We start from the raw sequence: 25,205 nt of genomic DNA, 5'->3' as shown, positions 1-25,205 counted from the left end.
CCGACCGGTTCACAGGCCGAGCTGCGCGGCCGCAGCGGTCGCGTCCACGGGGATCGTGACCGGCGCGGGCGCGCCGGAGATCGCCCACTCCGGGTCCTTGAGCCCGTTGCCGGTGACCGTGCAGACCACCCGCTGGCCCGGCTCCAGCTCACCGGCCGCCGCGACCTTGAGCAGCCCCGCGACCGAGGCGGCCGAGGCCGGCTCGACGAAGACGGCCTCGGTACGGGCGACCAGCCGGTAGGCGGCCAGGATCTCCCGATCGGTGACGGCGTCGATGCGGCCGCCGGACTCGTCGCGGGCGGTCAGCGCCTTGGTCCACGAGGCGGGGTTGCCGATGCGGATCGCCGTCGCGATGGTCTGCGGGTGCTCCACCACGGCGCCGTCGACGATCGGTGCCGAGCCGGCCGCCTGGAAGCCCCACATCCGCGGGGTGCGGGTCGCGATCCCGTCGGCGGCGTACTCGCGGTACCCCTGCCAGTAGGCGGTGATGTTGCCGGCGTTACCGACCGGCAGGCAGTGGATGTCCGGGGCGTCGCCGAGGACGTCGACGATCTCGAACGACGCGGTCTTCTGCCCCTCGATCCGGTACTGGTTGACGCTGTTGACCAGGCTGACCGGGTAGTCGATGGCGAGCTTGCTGGCCAGCGCGAGGCAGTCGTCGAAGTTGCCGTCGACCTGCAGCAGCTTGGCGCCGTGCACCAGCGCCTGGGCCAGCTTGCCCATGGCGATCTTCCCGGTCGGGACCAGGACGGCGCAGGTGAGCCCCGCGCGCGCGGCGTAGGCGGCCGCGCTCGCGCTGGTGTTGCCGGTGGAGGCGCAGATGACCGCCTGCGCGCCCTCCTCCTTGGCCTTGGTGATGGCCATCGTCATCCCGCGGTCCTTGAAGGACCCGGTGGGGTTGGCCCCCTCGACCTTCAGGTACACCTCGCAGCCGGTGCGCCGGGAGATCTCGACGGCCGGCACCAGCGGGGTCGCCCCCTCCTGCAGGGTCACCACCGGCGTGCTGTCGCTGACCGGGAGCCGGGAGCGGTAGGCCTCGATGAGCCCCGGCCAGTGCGGCGACACGGCCCCGCGCAGCGTTCCGGTCATGACAGCCCCTCCACTCGAAGCACGCTGGTGACCCCGCGGACCGCGGGCATCTCGCGCAGCGCGGTCACCGTCGTCGACAGCGCCGCGTCGGGCGCGCTGTGGGTGACGATGACCAGCGTCGCGGCGTCGCCGTGGCCGTCCTGGCGCACGGTCGCGATGCTCACCCCGTGCCGGGCGAACTCCTGGGCCACGGTCGCCAGAACGCCGGGCCGGTCGGCCACGTCGAGGCTCACGTGGTACCGCGTCGGCGTCTCCGCGATCGGCCGCGCGGGCAGCCCCGCGTAGGTGGTGATGCCGGGACCGGCGACGCCGGCGACCCGGTTGCGGGCCACGGCCACGAGGTCGCCGAGCACGGCGCTGGCGGTCGGCTCACCGCCGGCGCCACGGCCGTAGAACATCAGCTCCCCGGCGGCCTCGGCCTCGACGAAGACGGCGTTGAACGCTCCGCCGACGGCGGCCAGCGGATGCGTCGTCGGGATCATCGCCGGGTGCACGCGGACGGCAACCGAGTCCGGCTCGCCGCTGCCCTCGGGTGCCGGCACCCGCTCGCAGATCGCCAGGAGCTTGACCGTGCAGCCGATCTCCGCGGCCCGGGCGACGTCGACGGCGGTGACCGCGGAGATGCCCTCGCGGTAGACGTCGGCGGCGGTCACGGCGGTGTGGAAGGCCAGCGAGGCGAGGATCGCGGCCTTGGCGGCGGCGTCGAACCCGTCGACGTCGGCGGTGGGGTCGGCCTCGGCGTACCCGAGGTCGGTGGCCTCGGCCAGGGCCTCGGTGAAGCCGGCGCCGGTCTCGGCCATCCGGGACAGGATGTAGTTGGTCGTGCCGTTGACGATGCCGACCACCCGGCGCAGCTGGTCACCGGCCAGCGACTCGCGCAGCGGGCGCAGCATCGGGATCGCCCCGGCGACCGCGGCCTCGTAGTAGAGGTCGACGCCGGCCTTCGCCGCGGCCTCGTGCAGCGCCACGCCGTCGTCGGCCAGCAGCGCCTTGTTCGCGCTGACCACCGACTTCCCCGCGGCGAACGCGGCCAGCATCAGCGTGCGGGCCGGCTCGATGCCGCCGATCACCTCGACGACGAGGTCGACGTCGTCCCGGGTGACCAGGGCGTGCGCGTCGGTGGTGAGCAGGCCGGCGGGCACCTCGGGGTGCCGGTCGGGACGGCGGACGGCGACCCCGGCGACCTCGACCGGCCGGCCGATGCGCGCGGCGAGGTCACCGGACTGCTGGTCGAGCAGCCGCAGCACCGCCCCCCCGACCGTGCCGCAGCCGAGCAGGGCCACCCGCAGCGGGCGCGTCACGAGCGGGCTCCCGCGGCGTGCTCGGGAGCGGGCTGGTCGATCGCCGGCGAGGGGGCGGGTGTCCCGGCGAGGACGGCGTCGAGGGCGAACACGTCGGACAGTGTCTGACGCCGGACGATCTCCGTGGCGGCGCCGTCCCGGACGGCGACCACCGGGGGCTTGAGCAGGTAGTTGTAGTTGCTCGCCATCGACCAGCAGTAGGCGCCGGTCGCGGCCACCGCGAGCAGGTCACCGGGAACGACGTCCGAGGGCAGCCAGAGGTCGCGGACCAGCACGTCGCCGCTCTCGCAGTGCTTGCCCACCACCCGGCACAGGGCCGGCGGCGCGGTGGAGGTCCGGTTGGCCAGCACGCAGGTGTAGGAGGCGTCGTAGAGGGCGGTGCGGATGTTGTCGCTCATCCCGCCGTCGACCGAGACGTAGTTGCGGACCGCCGGGGCACCCGACGTCCCGCCGGCACCCAGCCGGACCGGCTTGATCGTGCCGATCTCGTACAGCGTCACCGTGCCGGGCCCGGCGATCGCCCGGCCGGGCTCCACGGCCAGCCGCGGGACCGGCAGGTCCAGGGCCGCGCACTCGGCCGCGACGACGGCGCGCAGCCGGCGGGCGACGTCCCCGGGGGTCACCGGGTCGTCGTCGGGCAGGTAGGCGATGCCGAAACCGCCGCCGAGGTTGAGCTCGCCGAGCACCTGCCCGGTCGCCTGGGCGATCTGGCCCATCAGGCCGACCACCCGGTGCGCGGCGGCCTCGAAGCCGGCGGTGTCGAAGATCTGCGAGCCGATGTGGCTGTGCAGGCCGGTCAGGTGCAGCGCGGGCTCGCGGATGATCCGCACCGCGGCGGTGAGCGCGTCCCCGGTGGCGAGGGAGAAGCCGAACTTCTGGTCCTCGTGTGCCGTGGCGATGAACTCGTGGGTGTGTGCCTCGATGCCGACCGTGGTGCGGATCAGCACCGGCACCGGCGACCCGCCCGCGGCGACCCGGGCGGCGGCCAGCGGGACCAGCCGGTCGATCTCGTCGAAGGAGTCGACGACGACGTGACCGATGCCGGCCTCGACCGCCAGCTGCAGCTCCACCAGCGACTTGTTGTTGCCGTGCAGCGCGATCCGCTCAGCCGGGAAGCCGGCGGCCAGCGCGACGGCGAGCTCGTTGCCGCTGCAGGCGTCCAGGTGCAGCCCGTCCTCGGCGATCCAGCGGGCGACCTGCCCGCACAGGAACGCCTTCGAGGCGTAGTGGACGTCGGCGTCGCTGAAGGCGGTGGCGAAGTCGGCGGCGCGGCCCCGGAAGTCGGCCTCGTCGAGGACGAACAGCGGCGTGCCGTGCTCGCGGGCCAGCTCGGTCACCGGGCGGCCGGCCAGGTGCAGCTCGCCGTCGACGCGGGACGCCGAGCGCGGCCACACCTGCGGGTCGAGCGCGCCGAGGTCGGCCGGCGGCGCACCGACGGCGGACGCGATCTCGAAGGCGCCGTGGAGCGGCCCGGCCGGGTGCGCCCTCACATCCGCTCCGGAGCGGAGACGCCGAGCACGGCCAGGCCGTTGCGCAGGACGACGGCGGTGGCCGCGCACAGCCACAGCCGGGCGGTGGTCAGCGCGGTCGCCTCCTCGTCACCCCGGGGCAGCACCCGGCACTCGTCGTAGAACCGGTGGTAGGTGCCGGCCAGCTCCTCGAGGTACCGGGCCACCCGGTGCGGGGCGCGCAGCTCCGCGGCCGAGGCGACGACCCGGGGGAACTCGCCGAGCGCCCGGAGCAGGTCGCCCTCCCGCGGGTGGGCGAGCGCCGCGGTCTCGACGTCGGCCGCCTCGCCCAGGTGCAGCCCCAGGTCGGCGGCGTTGCGCAGCAGCGAGGAGATGCGGGCGTGCGCGTACTGCACGTAGAAGACCGGGTTGTCGTTGGTCTGCCGGGTCCAGGCGTCGAGATCGAGGTCGATCTGCTGGTCGACCGAGGCGCGGGCCAGCGCGTACCGGGCCGCGTCGGCGCCGATCGCGTCGACCAGGTCCTCGAGGTTGACCACCGTGCCGGCCCGCTTGCTCATCCGCACCGGCTCGCCGTTGCGCACGAGGTTGACCAGCTGGCCGATCAGGATCTCGAGGTTGGTCTGCGGGTCGTCGCCCATGGCCGCGACCAACGCCTTGTACCGGCCGACGTAGCCGGTGTGGTCGGCGCCCAGCATGATCACGACGCGGTCGAAGCCGCGCTCGCGCTTGTCCAGGTAGTAGGCGCAGTCCGCGGCGAAGTAGGTCGGCTCGCCGTCGCTCTTCACCAGGACGCGGTCCTTGTCGTCGGCGAAGTCCGTCGTCCGGAGCCACACGGCGCCGTCGGCCTCGTAGACGTGCCCCTGCTGGCGCAGCCGCGCGACCGCCTTCTCCAGCGCGCCGCTGTCGTGCAGCGTCTTCTCGGAGAAGTAGGTGTCGAAGACGACGCCGAAGCCGGCCAGGCTGCGCTTGATCTCGGCGAACATCAGCTCGACGCCGCGGACGCGGAAGCGCTCCTGCTGCTCCTCGGCGGGCAGCTCCAGGATGCCCGGCTCCGCGGCCACCACCTGCGCGGCGATCTCGCCGATGTAGTCCCCGGCGTAGCCGTCCTCCGGGACGGGCTGCCCCAGCGCCGCGGCCTGCAGGCTGCGGGCGAAGCGGTCGATCTGCGAGCCGGCGTCGTTGAAGTAGTACTCCCGGCTGACGTCGGCGCCGCTGGCGGTGAGCAGCCGGCCCAGCGCGTCGCCGACGGCGGCCCACCGGGTGCCGCCGATGTGCACCGGCCCGGTCGGGTTCGCCGAGACGAACTCCAGGTTCAGCCGCTGCCCGGCGAGGGTGTCGGTGCGCCCGTAGTCCTCCCCCGCGGTGACCGCGCGGACGGCGATCTGCCCCAGCGCGTCCTTGGCCAGGGTGATGTTGAGGAACCCCGGACCGGCGACGTCGACCCGGTCGATGCCGTCGAGGGCCCGCAGCTCCGCGGCGACCACCTCGGCGACCTCACGCGGTGGGCGGCCGGCCGGCTTCGCCAGCCGCATCGCCACGTTGGTGGCGTAGTCGCCGTGCTCGGGGTTCCGGGGCCGCTCGATGACGAGGTCGTCGGGGACGTCGACGGCGAGCGAGCCGTGCTCGACTGCCGCCCCGACCGCGGTCCGGACGAGGTCGCGCAAGTGCTCGGGTGTCACCGCGCGATCGTACGGGGCAGGCCGCCGCGCCCCGGCCGAGGTCTCGTCCGGGTTCCAGGCTCCTGCCAGGGAGCCGACCTAGACTCGATCGACGGGAGGAGCCGGAGCGCTCCCCCCGCGGGCCGCGGGATGTCGGCCCGCGCCGACGAGCGAGGAGATGCTGTGCCCAAGGACGGTAAGCCCGGAGACCCCCGGAGCGCGCGCGGAGCGTCCGGCAGCTCCGGGTCGTCCGGCCGGGGCTCGAGCGGCTCCCGTCCGGCCGGGTCGCGCACCTCCGGCGGGAAGGGTCCCGCCGGCAAGGGCGGTCGCACCCGCCCGGTGACCAACGTGGTCAGCCCGCAGCGGCCGTGGGGACTCATCGCCGCCGCGATCGCGGTCGTCGTCTTCGCCGGGGCCGTGCTGACCTACGCCGTCCTCAAGGTGCGCGAGGCCGACGCCAACGCGATCGACTCCGTCAGCGAGATCGACGGCGTCCAGACCTACACGGATCTGTCCCAGGACCACACGACCGCGACCGTCACCTACGAGCAGTCGCCCCCCGTGGGCGGTCCGCACGAGCCGCCGCCGGGCTGGGCGGACTGCACCGGCACCGTCTACGACGTCGACATCCGGCACGAGAACGCCGTCCACAGCCTCGAGCACGGCGCGGTGTGGATCACCTACGACCCCGCCGCGCTCTCCGACGACGACATCGCCACCCTCGCCGACCTCGTCGAGGGGCGAGCCGGCCGGATGATGTCGCCCTACGAGGGCCTCGACGCGCCGGTGAGCATCCAGGCCTGGGGTCACCAGCTCAAGGTCGACAGCGCCGACGACCCGCGCCTGGAGGAGTTCGCCGACTTCCTGACGCTCAACTCCGAGTTCACGCCGGAGCCAGGCGCCAGCTGCGAGAACCCCGACTTCATCGCCGCTCCGCGACTGGCGTCCGAGGACGCCGCGGCACCGGCCGACGGCGCCGCCCCCACGGCCGCGGAGAGCTCCACCACGGCGCCGGCCGAGTGACCGGAGCCGCCGGCATGGACACCCCCACACCGACCGGAACGGGCCGCGGACCGCTGCGCACCGCCCTGCTCGCCGTCATCGCCGTCGCGCTGGTCGTGCTCGGCGGGGGGCTGGCGGTGGCCCTCGGCATCGGCCGGGACGAGGCGTCGGTACCGGACGCCGAGTCGGTGGACGCCGGCTTCAGCCGCGACATGGCCCTGCACCACACCCAGGGCGTCGAGATGGCCAACCTGGCGCTGGACCGGAGCACCGACCCCGAGGTGCGCGGCCTGGCCTTCGACATCGCCGAGACGCAGAACAACCAGGCCGGCCGGATGCAGGGGTGGCTCTCGCTCTGGGGCGTCTCGCTGACCGGTGGCGAACGGATGTCCTGGATGGGAGGCCACTCCGGCCATGACATGTCGGGCATGGAGGGCATGGACGGAACGGCCGCCGGGGGCGCAGCCCTCATGCCGGGGATGGCCACCGAGGAGGAGTTGGCGCAGCTGCGGCAGCTGTCCGGCGCCGAGTTCGACGTCGAGTTCCTCCGGCTCATGATCCGCCACCACCAGGGCGGCCTGGGCATGGCGCAGTACGCGGCCGAGCACGCGGACGAGGACGCCGTCCGCTCCCTCGCCCGCTCCATCGTCGAGGCGCAGACCGCCGAGACGGAGCTGATGACCGACATGCTCACCGCCCGGGGCGGGACCCCGCTCCCGCCGCCCTGACGGCAGGCACCGCCGTCGGACGGCCGGAGCGGGGCTGGTAACTTCTGTCCTGCCCCGAGCCCCCGTAGCTCAGGGGATAGAGCACTGCCCTCCGGAGGCAGGGGCGCAGGTTCGAATCCTGCCGGGGGCACCTCACGACACCGCTGTTCGCACCGCCGGCCGTCTCCGCGCCGGGCGGATCGGCCCGGGTTAGCGTCCCGGTCATGGAGCACAGCGAGGTGCAGCGCACCACCGTCGGGGACGTCGAGCTCGCCTACGAGAGCTTCGGCTCGCCCGGCGACACCCCCCTGCTGCTGGTCATGGGCCTGGCCACGCAGATGGTCGGCTGGCCGGACGGGTTCTGCCGGGCCCTGGCCGACCGGGGCCACCACGTCGTCCGCTTCGACAACCGCGACATCGGGCTCTCGACGCACCTGGACGACGCCGGCGCCCCGGACGTCATGAGCCTGTTCGCCGGCGCCGGGACCGCGCCCTACTCGCTGGCCGACATGGCCGACGACACCGCGGGCCTGCTCGACGCCCTCGGCTGGGAGAGCGCCCACGTCGTCGGCGCCTCGATGGGCGGCATGATCGCCCAGTCGCTGACCATCCGGCACCCGCACCGGGTGCGCAGCCTGGTGTCGATCATGTCCACGACGGGCGACCGCAGCGTCGGGAGCCCGGCCGAGGTGGCGCTCGGCGTCCTCTTCGCGCCGCCGGCGACGAGCCGCGACGAGGCGCTGCAGCGCGCCGTCGACACCTACCGGGTGATCGGCTCCCCCGGCTTCGAGTTCGACGAGGCGGCCCTGCGCGAGCGCGCCGGCCTCTCCTTCGACCGGGCCTACGACCCCGCCGGGGTCGCCCGCCAGCTGGCCGCGATCCTCACGACCGACGACCGGACGGCGCACCTCGGCGAGATCACCGTCCCCACCCTGGTGGTCCACGGCGCGCAGGACACGCTCGTCGACGTCAGCGGTGGGCGCGCCACCGCCGCCGCGATCCCCGGCGCCGACCTCTGGGTGGTCGAGGGCATGGGGCACGACTTGCCGCGCGAGCTGTGGCCGGACGTCGTCGACCGCATCTCCGCGGTCGTGCAGCGCGGCGAGGGCGCCCGCTGACCGGTCAGCCGGGCAGTGGCCGGCCCACCACCGAGGAGACGACCAGCTCGGGTACCGGGGTCCCGGTCTCCCCGGCCGGTGCCCGGGACGGGAAGTCGAAGACCCCGAGCATCAGCTGCGCCGGGTAGTCGGGGGCCTGGTCCACCCGCCGGACGACCTCCCCGTCGACGCGGAAGACCAGCGAGCCCGGCGCCCAGTCGACGGCGTACGTGTGGTCCCGGCTCACGTCGAGGGCCAGCCGCTCCGCGGCGAAGTCCTCGCCGAGGCGGGGGTCGCGGAAGCGGTGCAGGCCCATCCCGACCGCCGCCGTCCCGTCGGACACCGTGTCCCCGAAGACCTCCGCGACGCAGATCTCGCCGGAGTGCTCGGGCTCGTCCTCGATCCCCGAGAGCCAGAACGCGACCATCGACCGGGCGGTCACGGTGGCGCGCATCGTCACCGCGACGTGCCCGTACGTGGGTGTGTAGCCGCGGAAGTCCGGCTGCTCCTCGCGGACGACGAGCCCCTCGGTGAAGGGCTGCTGGCCACGCGGGCTCCCGAGCGGTCCGGCGAGGCTCCCCGTCTGCAGGCAGGAGACCCGCAGCGGCTCCTCGTGCAGGTCGGGACACCACGTCGGCTGGTCGGCCGGGATCGTCAGGTGCAGCTCCCCGTCGCGCACCTGCCAGGTCGCCGCCGAGCCGGCCCGCGAGCTCCAGTGCGGCAGGTAGTACGGGAACCACACGCCGGGGTCGAGGGCGTCCCCCGGGAACCGCTCGTCGAGTTCGGCGCGCACCCGCGGCAGGCTAGGGCGCCCCGGCCGCCGGCTCAACTGGTCAGCATGCCGCCCTCGACCGGGATCGTCGTCCCGGTCACGTAGCCGCCGGCGTCGCTGACCAGGAAGACCAGCGCCGCGGCCAGCTCCATCGGGTCCCCGGGCCGCCCGGCCAGGACCCGGCCCATCTGCTGGTCGAGGTAGCCCTCCGGGTACTGGTCGGTCATCTCGGAGGCGAAGAAGCCGGGGGCGAGGGCGTTGACGCGGATGCCCTTGCGGCCGGTCCACTGTTGGGCGAGGTCGCGGGTCAGCCCGATCAGCCCGGCCTTGCTGGCGGCGTAGGCGGCCTGCGGCAGCCCCGCGGTGGTCAGCCCGAGCACGCTGGAGATGTTCACGATCGAGCTGCCCGGCTGCATGACCCGCCCGCAGGCCTGCGCCATCCAGTAGCAGCCGTTGAGGTTGACGTCGATGACCTGCCGAAAGTGCTCAGGGGCCTCGCGGGTGGCCGGCGCGGCGGTGCCGATACCGGCGTTGTTGACCAGGACATCGACCCGGCCGAACTCCGCCATCGTGGCGTCGACCAGCGCCTGGCAGTCCTCGGTCCGGGCGACGTCGGTGCGCACCGTGATCGCCCGCCGCCCGGCCGCCTCGACCGCCTGACGGGTGGCGGCCAGCTTGTCCTCGCGCCGCGCGGCGAGGGCCACGTCCGCCCCGGCCTGGGCCAGCGCCTGGGCGAAGACGACGCCGAGACCGGACGACGCCCCGGTCACGATCGCCACCTTCCCGTCGAGCTGGAACATGTCGAGGATCTGCCTGTCGGCCACGCGTGCGCTCCTGTCGTCGGTCGGGTCGTCGGTGCCGAGCCTGTCCTCCGCGGGAGGAGCGTGCCACCCCGGACGGCGCGCGGATGTGGGGTAGAGCACATCCGGCTCCGGGTAGTCCCCCGCCGACGCCCGAGGGGGACCCACGATGACCAATCTCGCCCAGCACCTCGTCGACACCGCGGCCGGCCACGGCGACCGGACGGCACTGAGGATGGACGACACCGTCCTCACCTACGCGCAGTTCCGCGACGCCGCCGCGGGGGTGGCCGCCGGCCTGCGGGACCGCGGCGTGCAGCCCGGCGACCGGGTGGGCCTGGTCCTCCCCAACGTCGTCAGCTTCCCCGTCGTCTTCTACGGCGCCCTGATGGCCGGGGCCGCCGTCGTCCCGATGAACCCCCTGCTCAAGGCGCGCGAGGTCGAGTACTACCTCCGCGACTCCGGCGCCCGGCTCGTCGTCGCCCTCGACTCCGTCGCCGACGCCGCGACCGAGGCGGCCGGCACGGTCGGCGTCGAGGCGGTGGCCGTCGGCCCGGTCGACCCCGGCTCGGCGCTGGGCGCCGCGACCCCGGACGCCGAGGTGGCCGACCGTGCCGACGAGGACGACGCGGTGATCCTCTACACCTCCGGGACCACCGGGCAGCCGAAGGGCGCCCAACTGACCCACGCGAACCTGCGCGGCAACGCCCGGACGACGCAGGAGACGCTGCTCGAGGGCAGTCCCGAGGACGTGATCATGGGCTGCCTCCCGCTGTTCCACGTCTTCGGGCTGACCTGCTCGCTGAACGCCGGCGTCCTCGCCGGGGCCTGTCTCACCCTGCTGCCGCGCTTCGACGGCGCCCGGGCGCTGGAGATCGTCGAGCGGGACCACGTCACGGTCTTCCAGGGCGTGCCCACGATGTTCGCCGCGATGCTGCACCAGCCCGACGCGAGCCGGTACGACGTCTCGAGCCTGCGGTTGTGCGTCTCCGGCGGCTCGGCGATGCCGGTGGAGGTCATGCGCGGCTTCGAGGAGGCGTTCGGCTGCATCGTGCTGGAGGGCTACGGGCTGTCGGAGACCTCGCCGGTCGCCTCCTTCAACCACCCGCACGCCGAGCGCAAGCCCGGCACGATCGGCACGCCGATCCGCGGGGTCGAGATGCGGCTGGTGGACGACGAGGGCCGCGACGTCCCCGAGGGCGAGGTCGGCGAGATCGCCATCCGCGGCGAGAACGTCATGCGCGGCTACTGGCAGCGCCCGGAGGAGACGGCGAAGGCGATCCCCGACGGCTGGTTCCGCAGTGGCGACCTCGCCCGGCGCGACGCCGACGGCTACTACGCCATCGTCGACCGCAAGAAGGAGATGATCATCCGCGGCGGCTACAACGTGTACCCGCGGGAGATCGAGGAGGCGCTCTACGAGCACCCCGCGGTCGCCGAGGCCGCGTGCGTCGGCGTCGCCCATCCCGACCTCGGCGAGGAGGTCGCCGCCGCGGTGGCCCTCAAGCCGGGTGCCTCGGCGGAGGTCGACGAGCTCAAGGCCTGGGTCAAGGAACGGGTCGCGGCCTACAAGTACCCCCGGTACCTCTGGCTGGTCGACGCCCTGCCCAAGGGCCCGACCGGCAAGATCCTGCGCCGCGCGGTCGAGGTGCCCGAGGAGGCCCGTCCGTGAGCGAGGCCCCGCTGTGGCGCCAGGCGTTCGACGCGGTGGAGCACCGCGTCACGCCGCACGCCGACCGGCTGACCCGCACGCCCGGGTTCGCCCGCGGCGTCACCCTGCTCCGGCGGACACAGCTGCTGGCCCGCGACACCGTCCAGGGCGCCACCGCGCGGGCCTGGCACCTGGTCAACCTGCCGGCCGGCAGCGACGTCGCCCGGCTGCGCGCCCAGCTGGGCGCCCTCGACCGCGAGGTCCGGCGGCTGAACCTCCAGCTGGAGACCGAGCGACGCCGGGCCGGCGCCGCGGGAACGGAGACCGACGATGCCCACGCTGCCGACGCCACAGACGGTGCTCGACCGGGTCCGCCGCGACGTCGAGCGCAACGCCCTCCGCGCGCGTAACGGGATCAAGCTGGTCGCCGGCGTCGACCGCCCCGGCGTGGGCTGCACGGCCAAGGACGTCGTCTGGCAGCGCGGCCGCAGCCAGCTGTGGCACTACCGCAACGACCTGGACGCCCACGGCGGCGTCCGCCACTCCCCGCCGCTGCTGATCGTGTTCAGCATGGTCAGCCGCAGCTACATCCTCGACCTGCAGCCGGGCAACAGCTTCGTCGAGCAGCTGCTCACCGCGGGCTTCGACGTGTACATGCTCGACTGGGGCGAGCCGGACGAGCGGGACGCGCAGAACCGCCTCGAGGACTACGTCGACGACTACATCCCGGCCGCCGTCGACCGGGTGCTGGAGATCTCCGGCTGCGGCGAGGTCAACCTGTTCGGCTACTGCTTCGGCGGCGACCTCGCACTGCTGTACGCCGCGCACCACCCGGACGCCCCGCTGCGCAGCCTGTCGGTGCTCGCGACGCCGGTCGACTTCCGGCACATGGGCCCGCTGGCCGACATCTTCCGCGTCGGCGGCCTGGAGGTGGACCAGGTGGTCGACGTGGACGGCAACGTGCCGCCCCGCGTGGTCCTGCAGGGCTTCAAGTCGCTGACGCCGACCGCCGAGGTCACGCGCTACGTGACGCTGTGGGAGCGGCTCTGGAGCGACGAGTACGTGAACGCCTACCAGGCCATGACCGGCTGGTCCGACGACCACGTGCCGTTCCCCGGCGCCGCCGCGCGGGAGACGGTGGACATGCTCGTCCGCGCCAACGGGATGCTCACCGACCGGCTGGCGATCGCCGGCGACCGCGTCCACCTGAGCGACGTCCGGGTGCCGTTCCTGACGGTGCTGGCCGAGCGCGACCACATCGTGCCGCCGGACGCGACGGCACCGCTGATCGACCTCGTCGGCTCCCCGGACAGGCACGAGCTCCGGCTGCCGGCCGGGCACATGGGCCTGGTGGTCGGGCGGACGGCGGCGCGGACGACGGTGCCGACGATCATCAGTTTCCTCGAGCGGCGCAGCGACGAGGTCTCCCCCGCGCCCTCCGTCCGACCCGCCGCCGCGGAGGCCTGACATGCCGGTGACCGACCTGCGCCCCGAGCACGCCGAGGCGCTGCTGCAGTTCTTCCGCACCCTGCCCGAAGAGGACCTCACCTTCATCGAGGAGGAGGTCACCGACCCCGGCGTCGTCCGGTCGTGGGCGCGCGGAGAGGGCGGCGGCTCCCGCTGGGTCGCGGTGGCGGACGGGTCCGGCGACCCGGTGGTGACCGGCTACGTCGCCGTCCGCCCGCTGCCCGGCTGGTCGGACCACGTCGGCCGGCTGCGCCTGGTCGTGGCACCCGGCGCCCGCGGGTCGGGGCTCGGCCGGGACCTGGCGCGGCACGCCCTCGTCCAGTCGGTGTCGGCCGGGCTCACGAAGCTCGTGGTCGAGGTGGTGGCCGAGCAGGGCGCCGCGCTGGCGCTGTTCACCCGCCTGGGGTTCCGCGGCGAGGCCGTCCTGATCGACCACGTGCGCGACCGCGACGGCCGGTTGCGCGACCTCATGGTGCTGGCCCACCACGTCGGCGACACCTGGGCCGGGATGAGCGCGATCGGGCTGGCGGACGCGCTCGGCGACCGGGCCGGGTAGCGCTACTGGCGTCTCAGCCACTCGACGGCGGGCCGGGCCCGCCGGGCGGCGAAGACGTCGATCTGCGCCACGCTCAGCCGGCAGCCGCCCGGACAGTCGAACTCCGTCGGCTGACCGCCCACCCACCCCACCGCGGCCGGCCGCCGGCAGGTCGGGCAGTCCTCCCACGTCACGCGCTCGCTGGCATCCATGTCCGTCGTCTCGATCCCGGCGCTTCTGGCCGGTCAGGAGGGATCCGGCCACGGGCTGAGCCGGCGCCCCTCGGGCTGGGGCCTCTCTAGCCGTGCTCGGAGGTCGGAAACCCGGGCGACGCGGACGGCTTGTTCCGGTTCCTCCCGGTCCGACCGCGCGCGGACGTCCGACAGCCGACCGCCTGCCGCTGCCGGGGCGTCACCGAGCCGACACGTCCGCGCACGAGGGTGGCCCCCGTGAGCCCGATGCTGATCGCGCCCGAGCCCGCCGCCCCCTCCTTCCGCTGGGTCCGCACCGCCGCGGTGCTGGCCGGCGCCGGACTGCGGCCGGGCACCTCCCGTCGCGCCGCCGTCTGCGGCGCCGCCCGGCTGCTGACCGCCCTCGGGATCCGGGTGCGCGTCCAGGCGCCGCTGGTCGCCTGGCCGCGCGTCCGCCCCGGTTCGCCGGGCCTCCTCGTGGTCGCCGACTCCCGCTCCGACCTCGCCCACCTCGCGCTGGCCACCGCCGTCCCGGGCGCGGTCGCCGTGCCGGGGAGACGGCCGGGTCGCTCCGCCCGCGCGCTGCGGCTGCCCGTCCTGCCGGTGACGGCCGACGCCATCACCGCGGCGCTGCGCGCCGGCACGACGGTGACCGTCCGCCCCGGCGCCGACGGCCGCCTCCCCACCGCCGGCTTCGAGGCCGCCGCGGCGGTCGGTGCCGCGGTCTGCCCGGTCGCCGTCCGCAGCCGGCCGGGCCCGGGTTCCACCGTCGTGGAGCTCCACCTGCTGCCGGAGGTGGCCGGCGCGGCCGGCGACGCCGCGGCTCTGGCCGAGGGCGCGCGGCGCGCGCTCGCCGCCCTCAGCTCGCGCTGACCCGCCCGTCGAGCACGTCGAGCCGGCGCGTGGTCTCCACCGCCGCCAGCATCCGGCGGTCGTGCGTGACCAGCAGCAGCGTGCCCCGGTAGGAGGCCAGCGCCTGCTCCAGCTGCTCGATGGCCGGCAGGTCCAGGTGGTTGGTCGGCTCGTCGAGGACCAGCACGTTCACCCCGCGTGCCTGGAGCAGTGCCAGGCCGGCGCGGGTGCGCTCCCCCGGCGACAGCGTCTCGGCCGGGCGGGTCACGTGGTCGGCGACCAGCCCGAACTTCGCCAGGAGCGTGCGTACCTCGGCCGTCGGCCAGTCGGGCACCTCGGCGCCGAAGACGTCCAGCAGCGGCTCCGGCCCGAGGAACCGGCCGCGCGCCTGGTCGATCTCCCCGACGCGCACCGCCGGCCCGAGCGACCCGCTCCCCTCGTCCAACGGGACGCGGCCCAGCAGCGCCGCCAGGAGCGTCGTCTTGCCCGAGCCGTTCGGACCGGTGATCGCGACCCGGTCGCCCCAGTCGACCTGCAGGTCCACCGGGCCGAGCGCGAAGTCCCCCCGGCGGACGACGGCACCGCGCAGCGTCGCGACGACCGCACCGGCCCGCGGGGCGGCGGCGATCTCCATCCGCAGCTCCCACTCCTTGCGCGGCTCCTCGACCACCTCCAGCCGCTCGATCCGCCGCTCGGTCTGCTTGGCCTTCGCGCCCTGCTTCTCGGCGGTCGACCGGGCGTGCGCGGTGACGTGCTTGTCGGGGTCCTTCTTCTTCTTGATCGAGTCCCGCACGCCCTTGGCCAGCCAGTTCCGCTGCATCCGCGCCCGCGCCTCGAGGTCGGCCTTGGTGTCGGCGAACTCGTCGTACTCCTCGCGCGCGTGCCGTCGGGCGACCTCCCGCTCGACCAGGTAGCTGTCGTAGCTCCCGTCGTGCACCCGCACCAGCTGCTGCGGGAGGTCCAGCTCGACGACCCGGGTCACGGTGCGCGCGAGGAACTCGCGGTCGTGGCTCACCACGACCACGCCACCGCGGTTGCCGGTCACGAACCGCTCCAGCTGGTCGAGGCCGGCCAGGTCCAGGTCGTTGGTCGGCTCGTCGAGCAGCAGGACGTCGTAGCGGGACAGCAGCAGCGCGGCCAGCCCCACCCGGGCCGCCTGACCACCGGACAGCCCGGAGGTGAGCGCCTCCGCCGACACGCCGGGGGCCACCTCGGCCACGACCTGGACCGCCCGCTCGTCGAGGTCGGCACCGCCGAGGGCCAGCCAGCGTTCGAGCGCCTCGGCGTAGGCGTCGTCGGCACCGGGAGCACCGTCGGCCAGGCGCTCGGCCGCGGCCTCCATCGCCGTCTGCGCGGCGGCCACCCCGGTCCGCCGGGCCAGCAGCCCGGCCACGGTCTCCCCCGGCCGCCGCTCGGTCTCCTGCGGGAGGTGGCCGACCGTCGCGTGCGGTGGGCTGAGCGCGATGCTCCCGCCCTCGGCCGGCAGCTCCCCGGCGAGGATCCGCAGCAGCGTCGACTTGCCGGCGCCGTTGACGCCGACCAGCCCGACGACGTCACCGGGGGCGACGACCAGGTCCAGGCCGGAGAACAGCACGCGGGCGCCGTGACCGGCGGCCAGCTCCCGGGCGACGAGGGTGGCACTCACGGGACACCACCCTGCCAGGGCGGTTCAACCGGGTTCTGCGTCGTCCCGGTGGCCGTCGTCCTCGGAGCCGTAGTCGTCGGGGCCGTACCCGTCCCCGTGGTCCTCGTCGCCGCCGCCCACGGGCCGGCGGCGGACCAGCCACGGCTGCAGGTGGTCGTACCCGCGGACCGACACCCGGCGCAGCGGCCGCACGCGGTATCCGGGCAGGTCGCGCAGGAACGTCGCCAGCTCGCGGTCGACGAGCACCGTGCCCGGCCGCGCCAGCGAGGTGAGCCGGCTGGCCAGGTTGACGACCGGTGAGTACACGTCGCCGAGGTGGGTCAGCACCGGCCCGTACGCGGCCCCGACCCGCAGCTGCGGGCGGTCCTCGGCGTCCCAGGCCTCGGGCAGGTCCAGGGCGATCTGGGTCGCGGCGACCGCCGTCGTCGCGGTGAAGAGGACACCGTCGCCCACGGTCTTGACCACGCGGCCGGCCCGGCGGGCGACCACCTCGGCGGCGATCGACTCGAAGTCCTCGATCATCGCGCCCAGCTCCCGCCCGCCCATGCCGCGGCTGCGGGAGGTGTAGCCGACCAGGTCGGCGAAGCCGACGGCCAGCTCCCGCCGGTCCCCCGCGGCACCCGGCCCGGCCAGCAGCCGTTCGGCGTTGGCGGCCAGGTGCCGGCGCCACACGTAGTCCTGCACCGCGCGCAGCAGCGGCAGCACCCGCTGGGTGCTCGCGACCGCCCGCTCCGGGTCCAGCTGCCCCGGCTCGTCGCCGCCGCGGGTCAGGACCTCGGCCAGCAGGTCGGCCTGCCAGTCGGCCAGCCGGGACAGCGCCTGGGCCAGCGCGCGGGCGATGGAGGCCTCGGTCCGCTCGTCGACGAAGCCCTCGTCGACGAGCAACGACACCAGGCTCAGCGCGTGGACGTCGGCGTCGGTGAAGACCCGGTCGTCGTCGGCGGCGTCGGGGAACCCCAGCGCCCGCCACAGCCGCTGCGTGCGCTCCGGCGCCATGCCGGCCATCCGGGCGACGTCGCCGCGGGTCCACCGCCGGGGCCCGCCGAGCAGCAGCCGCTCGAGGGCGTCGCGCGCCGCCGAGTCGTCCGGGGTCCCCGCCTGCGTGCCGGGCTCGTCCATCGCCGGGAGCGCCCGCGGCTCAGCCGGTGGTGTGGACGACGAGGACGTCGCACCCCGACCGGCGGGTCGCATCGGCCGGCACCGAGCCCAGCAGCCGGCCCTTGATGCCGTTCAGCCCGCGGTTGCCGACCACCAGCAGGTCGGCCTGCTCGCGGCGGACGACGTCCAGCAGCACCTCGACCGGCGACCCCGCGACCGCGACCGGCTTCACCTGGCCCGCACCCGCCGACGTGGCCCGGTCGGTGGCCGTGCGCACCGTCTCCTCCGCCGGCGAGGAGCCCATCACCTGGTAGGCCTCGTCGCCCAGCACGTCCTGGGCCCGGGAGAGCTCCCGGTCGTCGGCCTCCGCCGGCAGGTACGCGCACGCGACGACGAGCGTGGCGCCGCAGGCACCGGCCAGGGCGCCGGCGCGCTCGACCGCGCGCAGCGAGGACTCCGAGCCGTCCGTCCCGACGACCACCGTGCGATAGGTGCTCACGTGCCTGCGCTCCCGATCTCTCGACTGCGTCGTCGCCGGACTGTAGGTGACCGGCGACCTCCCTGCTGCCGGCTTCAACGACGACGGCCCAGGTCGGACACGGTGAACGCTCGGTGAATGGGCCCGGGCGGGGACGGCCGGTGCGGTTGGATGGTCCGGACAGCGACCCGGACCCACCAGGAGGCGTCATCTCCACCCCCAGCACGGCCGGCCGCGACCCCGTGCGGGTCGAGGTCACGGGCCTCACCAAGACCTTCGGCAGAGTCCGCGCGGTCGACGACCTGAGCTTCACGGTCGAGCCCGGCTCGGTCACCGGGTTCCTGGGACCCAACGGCGCCGGCAAGACGACGACGCTGCGGATGGCCCTCGGCCTGCTGCTCGCCGACTCCGGCACGGCCACCTTCAACGGCCGCCCCTACCGGGACCTGCCCGAGCCCACCCGCCTCGTGGGCGCCGTGCTCGAGACGGCGTTCCACCCCGCCCGGTCCGGCCGCAACCACCTGCGCGTCTACTGCCGCGCCGCCGGGCTGCCCATCACCCGCGCCGACGAGGTCCTGCACCAGGTCGGCCTCGCCGACGCCGGCAACCGGCGGGCCGGGGGCTACTCCCTCGGCATGCGCCAGCGCCTGGCACTGGCCACCGCCCTGCTCGGCGACCCCTCGGTGCTCGTGCTCGACGAGCCGGCCAACGGCCTGGACCCCGAGGGCATCCAGTGGCTGCGCGGGTTCCTCCGCCACCTCGCGCACGTGGAGGGGCGGACCGTCCTCGTCTCCAGCCACCTGCTCGCCGAGGTCGAGCAGACCGTCGACCGCGTGGTCATCGTCGGCGCCGGCCGGCTCGTCCGGGAGGGGTCGATCGCCGAGCTCCGCGCCGGCTCGGAGGGAGCGGGCAGCGTCGTCGTCCGCAGCCCCGAGGCCGCCCGCCTGGCCGCGCTGCTGGCGGCCCCGGGCCGCTCGGTCGACCTCGAGGAGCCGACCCGGCTCACCGTCACCGGGACGAGCACCGACCAGGTGGGGGCGGCCGCCTTCGCCGCCGGGATCGAGCTGCACGAGCTCGCCGCCCGCAGCAGTGGGCTCGAGCAGATCTACTTCCAGCTCACCAGCGGCACCGAGCAGTACGCCGCCGCACCCGCCGGGAGCGCCCGATGACCGCACTGGTCCGCGCCGAGTGGACGAAGCTCTTCACCACCCGTGTCTGGATCGGGCTGCTGCTGGGCTCCTGCGCCCTGGCCGGCGGCTTCGCCGCCCTCTTCACCGGCCTGGCCGGGCAGGACGGCGAGGACGGCCCCGGCATCCCGGCGCTCGACGACCCGGAGTACGCCGAGGTCGTGTTCTCCGTGGCGGCCAACGCCAGCGTCTTCCTGCTGATCCTCGGGATCATCGGGATGACCCAGGAGTACCGGCACCGGACGGCGACCCCGACCTTCCTCACCACCCCCCGCCGGGGGCGGGTCGTCGCGGCCAAGCTGCTCGCCTACGGGGCGGTCGCCGTCCCCATGGCGCTGGTGGTCCTGGCCGTGACCGTCGCCGTCGTCCTGGTCTACGCCGGCGCCCGCGGGAACGCGCCGTCCCTGGACGCGGACAACCTGCAGACCCTGGCGGCCTCGGGTCTGGTCCTGGTGGTGTTCACCGTCATCGGCGTGGGCGTCGGCGCGCTCGTGCGCAACCAGGTGGGGGCGATCGTCGGCGCGCTGGTCTACCTCAACGTCATCGAGCCGATCGTGTCCTCCATCGGCGCGATCTCCGGGGCCTACAAGTGGCTGCCCGGTGGCGCGGTCCAGGCCGTCACGTCCGACTTCGAGGCCCCGGACCTGCTCGAGCCGTGGCAGGGCGCGCTGCTGCTGCTGGCCTACGGGCTGGTGGCCGCGGTCGTGGGGACCCTGCTCGCCTCCCGGCGCGACGTCGTCTGAGGCAGGTGTCCCCGCCGGCCCGGCGCCCGGCGGGGACACCACCGGTCACGCCTGTCCCGCCGGACCGCAGGCCCCCACGTCGGCCGGTCCGCCGCACCCGGCGGGCGTAGAGTCGGACACCGGTCCGAACACGTGCAACCCACGACGAAGAAGGCACTCGACCCCGTGTCAAGCGTGAGCCCCTCCCGGCCGTCCACCCCCTCCTCCCACGCCTCCTCGGTGGCCGGCTTCGGCACCAACGAGTGGCTGGTCGAGGAGATGTACCAGCAGTACCTCGTCGATCCCTCCAGCGTCGACCAGGCGTGGCACGAGTTCTTCGCCGACTACCGCCCCGGCAGCCCGGTGTCCCCCGGGAACGACCGCGAGCAGGCGCCGGCCGCCCCGGCTCAGCGACCGGCCGCGCCTGCCCCGTCGGCTCCGGCTCCGGGTCCGGCGAAGGCCCAGCAGAGCGCCGAGAAGAGCGGCCCGCCCGCCGCGCCGCGCCAGAACGGTGCCGCTGCGGCACCGGTCGCCGGCGCCGGGATCGAGCCGAAGACCGAGGCCACCGTCGTGCACCGGGCCGCCGACCGCGCCGACCAGCAGGTCCAGGCCGCACCGGCACCCAAGCCGGCGGCGCCGGCGGCGCCCGCGACCGAGGGCCCGAAGCGCTCGCCGCTGCGCGGCGCCGCCGCCAGCGTCGTCAAGAACATGAACGCCTCGCTGACCGTGCCCACGGCCACCAGCGTGCGCGCGGTGCCGGCCAAGCTCCTGGCCGACAACCGCATCGTCGTCAACAACCACCTCGCCCGCGCCCGCGGCGGGAAGGTCTCCTTCACGCACCTGATCGGCTACGCGCTGGTCCGGGCGCTGGACGACTTCCCGAACATGAACAACGCCTTCGCCGAGATCGACGGCAAGCCGATGCTCGTCCAGCCCGAGCACGTCAACTTCGGTCTGGCGATCGACCTGCCCAAGCCCGACGGCTCCCGGTCGCTCGTCGTCGCGTCCATCAAGGGCGCCGAGGCGATGGACTTCGCCCAGTTCTGGGCCGCCTACGAGGACGTCATCCGCCGCGCGCGGCAGAACAAGCTGACCCTCGAGGACTTCTCCGGCACCACGATCAGCCTGACCAACCCGGGCACGATCGGCACCAACCACTCGGTGCCGCGGCTGACCGCCGGCCAGGGCGCGATCATCGGCGTCGGCGCGATGGAGTACCCGGCCGAGTTCCAGGGGATGAGCCCCGAGGCGCTGACCGACCTCGGCATCTCCAAGATCATCACGCTCACCTCGACGTACGACCACCGGATCATCCAGGGCGCCGAGTCCGGCGACTTCCTGCGCCGGCTGCACGCGCTGCTGCTGGGCGAGGACGGCTTCTACGACGACGTCTTCCGCTCGCTGCGCATCCCCTACGAGCCGGTGCGCTGGATGCCCGACGTCCGCGTCGGCCGCGAGGGGCAGATCGACAAGGAAGCCCGGGTCATCGAGGTCATCGAGGCCTACCGGCGCAACGGCCACCTCATGGCCGACACCGACCCGCTGGAGTTCAAGGTCCGCACCCACCCCGACCTGGACATCCTCCAGCACGGGCTGACGCTGTGGGACCTCGACCGCGAGTTCCCCGTCGGCGGGTTCGCCGGCGAGCGGATGATGGCCCTGCGCGACATCCTCGGCGTGCTGCGCAACTCCTACTGCCGCACGGTCGGCGTGGAGTACATGCACATCACCGACCCAGAAGAGCGCGAGTGGATCCAGAAGCGGGTCGAGCTCAAGGCCGAGAAGCCCGACCGGGAGAAGCAGAAGCACGTCCTGGGCCGGCTCAACGCCGCCGAGGCCTTCGAGACCTTCCTGCAGACCAAGTACGTCGGGCAGAAGCGCTTCAGCCTCGAGGGCGGCGAGTCGCTCATCCCGGTGCTCGACGAGGTGCTCGTCGCCTCCACCGACTACGAGCTCGACGAGGTCGCGATCGGCATGCCGCACCGCGGCCGGCTCAACGTGCTGGCCAACGTGCTCGGCAAGAGCTACTCGAAGATCTTCGGCGAGTTCGAGGGCAACATCGACCCGGGCACCGTCCAGGGTTCCGGCGACGTGAAGTACCACCTCGGCGCCACCGGCACCTTCCGCAACCCGTTCCGCGAGGGCGCCGAGATCGCGGTCTCCCTCGCCAGCAACCCCTCGCACCTGGAGACGGTCAACCCCGTCCTCGAGGGCATCGTCCGCGCCAAGCAGGACCTGCTGAACAAGGGCGAGAGCGGCTTCACCGTCCTCCCCGTGCTCCTGCACGGTGACGCGGCGTTCGCCGGCCAGGGCGTGGTCGCCGAGACGCTCAACCTCTCCCAGCTGCGCGGCTACCGCACCGGCGGCACGGTGCACGTCGTCGTCAACAACCAGGTCGGCTTCACCACCAGCCCGGCGCAGTCGCGCTCCAGCCTCTACTCGACCGACGTCGCGCGGATGATCGGCGCCCCGGTCTTCCACGTGAACGGCGACGACCCCGAGGCCTGCATGCGGGTCGCCCGGCTGGCCGTGGACTACCGGCAGGCGTTCCGCAAGGACGTCGTCATCGACCTGGTCTGCTACCGCCGCCGCGGGCACAACGAGGGCGACGACCCCTCGATGACCCAGCCGCTGATGTACGACATCATCGACCGCAAGAGGTCGGTCCGGAAGCTGTACACCGAGGCGCTCATCGGCCGCGGCGACATCACGCTGGCCGAGGCCGAGGAGGCCCTGAAGGACTACCGCGGCCAGCTGGAGCGCGCCTTCGCCGAGACCCACGACGCGCGGGACACCTCCAAGCCCGAGCCGGTCATGGACCCGCGCAGCGCGCACGAGTCCGCCGTCGAGACGGCGATCTCCACCGAGGTGCTCAAGGCCATCGGGGATGCGCACGTCTCGTTCCCGCCCGACTTCACGCCGCACCCGAAGCTGCAGAAGATGCTCGAGCGTCGTGCCGCGATGGTCAGCGAGGGCGGGATCGACTGGGCGATGGGCGAGCTGCTCGCCTTCGGGTCGCTGCTCCTGCAGGGCATCCCGGTCCGGCTGGCCGGCCAGGACTCCCGCCGCGGCACGTTCGTCCAGCGGCACGCCGTCCTCATCGACCGGGAGAGCGCCGCGGAGTACACGCCGCTGCTGCACCTGGGCGGGGACCAGGCCAAGTTCTTCGTCTACGACTCGCTGCTGAGCGAGTACGCCGCGCTCGGCTTCGAGTACGGGTACTCGGTGGCCAACCCCCAGGCGCTCGTCCTCTGGGAGGCCCAGTTCGGCGACTTCGTCGACGGCGCGCAGATGGTCATCGACGAGTTCATCAGCTCCGGCGAGGCGAAGTGGGGTCAGCGCTCGGGCGTCGTCCTGCTGCTGCCGCACGGCCTCGAGGGTCAGGGCCCCGACCACTCCAGCGGCCGGATCGAGCGGTTCCTGCAGCTGTCGGCCGAGAACAACATGACGGTCGCCAACTGCACCACCCCCGGCAACTACTTCCACCTGCTCCGGCGCCAGGCGCTGTCGGACGTGCACCGTCCGCTGGTCGTCTTCACGCCGAAGTCGCTGCTGCGCTCCAAGGCGGCGGTCAGCGCGGTGTCGGAGTTCACCGACGAGGGTTTCCGCCCGGTCCTGCCCGACCCCGGTACCGGTGGTCGCGAGCTCGACGCCGACGCCGTCCGGCGGGTGCTGCTCTGCAGCGGCAAGGTCGCCTACGACCTGCTCAGCCAGCGCGACTCCGGCAAGCGCGGCGACACCGCGGTCGTCCGGGTCGAGCAGCTCTACCCGCTGCCCACCGAGCAGATCTTCGCGCAGCTCGAGCGCTACCCGAACGCCTCGGACGTCGTCTGGGTGCAGGAGGAGCCGGCCAACATGGGCGCCTGGCAGTTCATGGCCGTGCACCTGTACGCCAACATGCCGGCCGGCCGGACGCTGCGGCCGATCAGCCGCCGGGCCTCGGCGAGCCCGGCCGTCGGCTCGGCGAAGGTCCACGAGGTCGAGCAGCGCCAGCTGATCGCGCAGGCCTTCGCGGACTGAGGACGGCGCTCGTGTACTTCACCGACCGCGGCCTGGAGGAGCTGGTCGACCGGCGCGGCGAGGAGCAGGTCTCCCTCGCCTGGCTGGCCGACCAGCTCCAGGCGTTCGTGGACGCCCACCCCGAGTTCGAGGTGCCCGTCGAGCGGCTGGCCACCTGGCTCGCGCGCGGCGGTACCGACGACGACGAGGAGTGAGCCCTCCCCGCTCGGCGCCGATCCTGCTCCTCGGCGCGCTGTCGGCGATGGCGCCGCTCTCTCTCGACCTCTACCTGCCCGCCCTCCCCGACCTCGAGGCCGAGTTCGGCGGCGGCCAGTCGGCGATCCAGCTGACCCTCACCGCCGCGGCGGTCGGCCTCGCCGCGGGGCAACTGGTGGCCGGACCACTGTCGGACCGGTTCGGCCGCCGCGGACCGCTGCTGCTCGGTCTCGCCGCCTACACCGTCAGCACGCTGCTGAGCGCCTTCGCCCCGGCCGTGTGGGTGCTCGTCGTGATCCGGGTGCTCGAGGGGATGGCCGGGGCGTCGGGCATCGTCCTGGCTCGGGCGGTCGTCCGGGACATCTGGTCCGGCACCGAGGCCGCCCGGGTGTACGCGCTGCTCGCCTCGGTCAGCACGGCTGCACCGGTCCTCGCCCCCGTGCTCGGCGGACAGCTCCTGCGGGTCACCGAGTGGCGCGGCATCTTCGTCGCGCTCTCGCTCATCGGGCTCGTCCTCTTCCTCACCACGCTCCGGACCCTGCCCGAGTCCCTGCCGCCGGAGCGACGGGTGCCCGGCGGGCTGCGGACCACGCTGGCCAACGCCCGGCAGCTGCTGACCGACCGCCGCTTCCTCGGGTTCGTCCTGACCCAGGGGTTCGGCTTCGGCGCGCTCTTCACCTACATCTCGACGTCGTCGTTCACGCTGCAGGACGGCTACGGCCTGTCCGCCCAGCAGTTCAGCCTCGTCTTCGCCCTGAACGGCGTCGGGATCATGCTGGCCGCGCAGCTCTCCCGGCTCCTGGTCCGCCGGACCGGGCCGCGGCTGCTGCTGGTGACCGGGCTCAGCGTCCAGGTCGCCGGCACCGCGGTGCTGGTCGGGGCCGCGGTGGCCGGTGCCGGGCTGCCGGTCGTGCTGCCCACGCTCTGCCTCGTCGTCGCCGTCGCCGGCCTGGTCTTCCCGAACGCCACGGCGCTGGCGATGTCCGGCGCTGCGCGCAGCGCCGGCACGGGGTCGGCCCTGCTGGGCACCGGCCAGTTCGCGATCGCCGCCGCGGTCTCCCCGCTGGCCGGACTGGGCGAGGCGGGCACGCTGCTGCCGATGGCGGTGGTCATGCTCGGCTCCGTGACCGTGGCCTGGCTGGCCGGCACGGTCCTGGCCGGCCGGACCCCGCCGGCCGGAGCCCTGACCGCGGCCGTCCCGGACGCCGCCCCGTCGGCGACCCCGTCCGCCTGAGTCCTCCGCGCGCCTCCCCCTGCGGCGGCCGCCGG

23 protein-coding genes and 1 tRNA gene are annotated in these 25,205 nt (G+C 74.2%); 14 read left to right on the top strand and 10 right to left on the bottom strand.

Annotated features, from left to right (window positions below; translation table 11 throughout):
• Nucleotides 1–9: 9 nt before the first annotated feature.
• The 4 genes from thrC to argS are packed head-to-tail and all read right to left on the bottom strand — an operon-like array spanning nucleotide 10 to nucleotide 5,538.
• On the bottom strand, nucleotides 10–1,089 hold the full coding sequence (gene thrC / locus N555_RS0117390; RefSeq protein ID WP_051684188.1) for a threonine synthase: 1,080 nt from the start codon (nucleotides 1,087–1,089) through the stop codon (nucleotides 10–12).
• Nucleotides 1,086–2,390 carry a homoserine dehydrogenase gene (locus tag N555_RS0117385; RefSeq protein WP_029432772.1) on the bottom strand — a complete coding sequence of 435 codons (1,305 nt, stop codon included), beginning with the start codon at nucleotides 2,388–2,390 and terminating at the stop codon, nucleotides 1,086–1,088. Before N555_RS0117385 ends, thrC begins: the two co-directional genes overlap by 4 nt.
• Nucleotides 2,387–3,880, bottom strand: a complete 1,494-nt coding sequence (lysA, locus tag N555_RS0117380) for a diaminopimelate decarboxylase (RefSeq protein WP_029432771.1) — start codon at nucleotides 3,878–3,880, stop codon at nucleotides 2,387–2,389. The genes N555_RS0117385 and lysA overlap by 4 nt, the downstream gene beginning before the upstream one ends.
• Nucleotides 3,877–5,538 (bottom strand): arginine--tRNA ligase, encoded by a 1,662-nt coding sequence (gene argS / locus N555_RS0117375; RefSeq protein WP_029432770.1) that lies wholly within the window; start codon nucleotides 5,536–5,538, stop codon nucleotides 3,877–3,879. Before argS ends, lysA begins: the two co-directional genes overlap by 4 nt.
• Before the next feature lie 162 nt (nucleotides 5,539–5,700).
• On the opposite strand from argS, the gene N555_RS0117370 reads away from it, so the two are divergent.
• From N555_RS0117370 to N555_RS0117355, 4 genes are all read left to right on the top strand, one after another.
• On the top strand, nucleotides 5,701–6,540 hold the full coding sequence (locus N555_RS0117370; protein WP_034511243.1) for a DUF3105 domain-containing protein: 840 nt from the start codon (nucleotides 5,701–5,703) through the stop codon (nucleotides 6,538–6,540).
• Between the two features lie 14 nt (nucleotides 6,541–6,554).
• The gene (locus tag N555_RS0117365; RefSeq protein ID WP_029432768.1) at nucleotides 6,555–7,247 is read left to right on the top strand and encodes a DUF305 domain-containing protein; all 693 of its coding nucleotides are present in this window, start codon (nucleotides 6,555–6,557) and stop codon (nucleotides 7,245–7,247) included.
• Between the two features lie 58 nt (nucleotides 7,248–7,305).
• Nucleotides 7,306–7,377: transfer RNA gene (locus N555_RS0117360), tRNA-Arg, on the top strand.
• Nucleotides 7,378–7,450: 73 nt separating this feature from the next.
• Nucleotides 7,451–8,344, top strand: a complete 894-nt coding sequence (locus N555_RS0117355; protein ID WP_051684215.1) for an alpha/beta fold hydrolase — start codon at nucleotides 7,451–7,453, stop codon at nucleotides 8,342–8,344.
• 4 nt (nucleotides 8,345–8,348) lie between these two features.
• Here the strand turns inward: N555_RS0117355 and N555_RS0117350 are convergent, their stop codons facing one another.
• Together N555_RS0117350 and N555_RS0117345 are read right to left on the bottom strand one after the other, a co-directional pair.
• The gene (locus tag N555_RS0117350; protein WP_231502953.1) at nucleotides 8,349–9,116 is read right to left on the bottom strand and encodes a glycoside hydrolase family 16 protein; all 768 of its coding nucleotides are present in this window, start codon (nucleotides 9,114–9,116) and stop codon (nucleotides 8,349–8,351) included.
• A gap of 32 nt (nucleotides 9,117–9,148) precedes the next feature.
• Nucleotides 9,149–9,919, bottom strand: coding sequence for an SDR family NAD(P)-dependent oxidoreductase (locus tag N555_RS0117345; RefSeq protein WP_231502952.1), 771 nt, complete (start codon nucleotides 9,917–9,919; stop codon nucleotides 9,149–9,151).
• A 145-nt stretch (nucleotides 9,920–10,064) separates the two neighbouring features.
• On the opposite strand from N555_RS0117345, the gene N555_RS0117340 reads away from it, so the two are divergent.
• Genes N555_RS0117340 through N555_RS0117325 form a run of 4 tightly spaced genes read left to right on the top strand, consistent with a single transcriptional unit; the run spans nucleotide 10,065 to nucleotide 13,569 of the window.
• Nucleotides 10,065–11,567: a long-chain-fatty-acid--CoA ligase gene (locus tag N555_RS0117340; RefSeq protein WP_029432764.1), complete on the top strand. Its 1,503-nt coding sequence runs from the start codon at nucleotides 10,065–10,067 to the stop codon at nucleotides 11,565–11,567.
• On the top strand, nucleotides 11,564–11,956 hold the full coding sequence (locus N555_RS0117335) for a hypothetical protein (RefSeq protein WP_029432763.1): 393 nt from the start codon (nucleotides 11,564–11,566) through the stop codon (nucleotides 11,954–11,956). The genes N555_RS0117340 and N555_RS0117335 overlap by 4 nt, the downstream gene beginning before the upstream one ends.
• Nucleotides 11,877–13,013, top strand: a complete 1,137-nt coding sequence (locus tag N555_RS0117330) for an alpha/beta fold hydrolase (RefSeq protein WP_051684186.1) — start codon at nucleotides 11,877–11,879, stop codon at nucleotides 13,011–13,013. Before N555_RS0117335 ends, N555_RS0117330 begins: the two co-directional genes overlap by 80 nt.
• A 1-nt stretch (nucleotide 13,014) precedes the next feature.
• A complete protein-coding gene (locus tag N555_RS0117325) occupies nucleotides 13,015–13,569 on the top strand; it encodes a GNAT family N-acetyltransferase (protein ID WP_029432761.1) in 555 nt (184 codons plus the stop codon).
• Nucleotides 13,570–13,571: 2 nt separating this feature from the next.
• On the opposite strand, the gene N555_RS0117320 is transcribed toward N555_RS0117325, so the two are convergent.
• Nucleotides 13,572–13,760, bottom strand: a complete 189-nt coding sequence (locus N555_RS0117320; protein ID WP_029432760.1) for a hypothetical protein — start codon at nucleotides 13,758–13,760, stop codon at nucleotides 13,572–13,574.
• A 237-nt stretch (nucleotides 13,761–13,997) separates the two neighbouring features.
• Here N555_RS0117320 and N555_RS0117315 point away from each other — a divergent pair, with 237 nt between their 5' ends.
• Complete coding sequence (locus N555_RS0117315) at nucleotides 13,998–14,612, top strand: hypothetical protein (protein ID WP_029432759.1); 615 nt, start codon at nucleotides 13,998–14,000, stop codon at nucleotides 14,610–14,612.
• Here N555_RS0117315 and N555_RS0117310 read toward each other — a convergent pair.
• From N555_RS0117310 to N555_RS0117300, 3 genes are read right to left on the bottom strand one after another with little or no spacing between them, the layout of a single operon-like run.
• Nucleotides 14,599–16,236, bottom strand: a complete 1,638-nt coding sequence (locus tag N555_RS0117310; protein WP_029432758.1) for an ABC-F family ATP-binding cassette domain-containing protein — start codon at nucleotides 16,234–16,236, stop codon at nucleotides 14,599–14,601. The genes N555_RS0117315 and N555_RS0117310 overlap by 14 nt on opposite strands.
• A 24-nt stretch (nucleotides 16,237–16,260) precedes the next feature.
• The gene (locus tag N555_RS0117305) at nucleotides 16,261–17,355 is read right to left on the bottom strand and encodes an adenylate/guanylate cyclase domain-containing protein (RefSeq protein WP_034511237.1); all 1,095 of its coding nucleotides are present in this window, start codon (nucleotides 17,353–17,355) and stop codon (nucleotides 16,261–16,263) included.
• A 19-nt stretch (nucleotides 17,356–17,374) separates the two neighbouring features.
• Entirely contained in the window at nucleotides 17,375–17,833 is a 459-nt protein-coding gene (locus N555_RS0117300; RefSeq protein ID WP_029432756.1) for a universal stress protein, read from the bottom strand.
• 140 nt (nucleotides 17,834–17,973) lie between these two features.
• Between N555_RS0117300 and N555_RS0117295 the strand changes: the two genes are divergently transcribed.
• The 5 genes from N555_RS0117295 (at nucleotide 17,974) to N555_RS0117275 (ending at nucleotide 25,170) form a co-directional block, all read left to right on the top strand.
• On the top strand, nucleotides 17,974–18,981 hold the full coding sequence (locus tag N555_RS0117295; protein WP_369794033.1) for an ABC transporter ATP-binding protein: 1,008 nt from the start codon (nucleotides 17,974–17,976) through the stop codon (nucleotides 18,979–18,981).
• Nucleotides 18,978–19,742 carry an ABC transporter permease gene (locus N555_RS0117290; protein ID WP_029432754.1) on the top strand — a complete coding sequence of 255 codons (765 nt, stop codon included), beginning with the start codon at nucleotides 18,978–18,980 and terminating at the stop codon, nucleotides 19,740–19,742. Before N555_RS0117295 ends, N555_RS0117290 begins: the two co-directional genes overlap by 4 nt.
• 165 nt (nucleotides 19,743–19,907) lie before the next feature.
• On the top strand, nucleotides 19,908–23,741 hold the full coding sequence (locus N555_RS0117285; RefSeq protein WP_081866311.1) for a multifunctional oxoglutarate decarboxylase/oxoglutarate dehydrogenase thiamine pyrophosphate-binding subunit/dihydrolipoyllysine-residue succinyltransferase subunit: 3,834 nt from the start codon (nucleotides 19,908–19,910) through the stop codon (nucleotides 23,739–23,741).
• Between the two features lie 11 nt (nucleotides 23,742–23,752).
• Nucleotides 23,753–23,935, top strand: a complete 183-nt coding sequence (locus tag N555_RS0117280) for a DUF6104 family protein (RefSeq protein ID WP_029432752.1) — start codon at nucleotides 23,753–23,755, stop codon at nucleotides 23,933–23,935.
• Nucleotides 23,932–25,170: a multidrug effflux MFS transporter gene (locus N555_RS0117275; protein ID WP_197029056.1), complete on the top strand. Its 1,239-nt coding sequence runs from the start codon at nucleotides 23,932–23,934 to the stop codon at nucleotides 25,168–25,170. Before N555_RS0117280 ends, N555_RS0117275 begins: the two co-directional genes overlap by 4 nt.
• Nucleotides 25,171–25,205: the final 35 nt, after the last annotated feature.

The organism is Blastococcus sp. URHD0036 (assembly GCF_000701365.1).
Classification (GTDB): domain Bacteria; phylum Actinomycetota; class Actinomycetes; order Mycobacteriales; family Geodermatophilaceae; genus Trujillonella.
This window is presented reverse-complemented; position numbering and strand designations above follow the sequence as displayed.

Excerpts from the sequence above, each read along its gene's own strand:
- thrC (WP_051684188.1), bottom strand. The coding sequence starts at position 1,089 with ATGACCGGAACGCTGCGCGGGGCCGTGTCGCCGCACTGGCCGGGGCTC.
- N555_RS0117365 (WP_029432768.1), top strand. The coding sequence starts at position 6,555 with ATGGACACCCCCACACCGACCGGAACGGGCCGCGGACCGCTGCGCACC.
- N555_RS0117355 (WP_051684215.1), top strand. The coding sequence starts at position 7,451 with ATGGAGCACAGCGAGGTGCAGCGCACCACCGTCGGGGACGTCGAGCTC.
- N555_RS0117340 (WP_029432764.1), top strand. The coding sequence starts at position 10,065 with ATGACCAATCTCGCCCAGCACCTCGTCGACACCGCGGCCGGCCACGGC.
- N555_RS0117330 (WP_051684186.1), top strand. The coding sequence starts at position 11,877 with ATGCCCACGCTGCCGACGCCACAGACGGTGCTCGACCGGGTCCGCCGC.
- N555_RS0117325 (WP_029432761.1), top strand. The coding sequence starts at position 13,015 with ATGCCGGTGACCGACCTGCGCCCCGAGCACGCCGAGGCGCTGCTGCAG.
- N555_RS0117320 (WP_029432760.1), bottom strand. The coding sequence starts at position 13,760 with ATGGATGCCAGCGAGCGCGTGACGTGGGAGGACTGCCCGACCTGCCGG.
- N555_RS0117305 (WP_034511237.1), bottom strand. The coding sequence starts at position 17,355 with ATGGACGAGCCCGGCACGCAGGCGGGGACCCCGGACGACTCGGCGGCG.
- N555_RS0117290 (WP_029432754.1), top strand. The coding sequence starts at position 18,978 with ATGACCGCACTGGTCCGCGCCGAGTGGACGAAGCTCTTCACCACCCGT.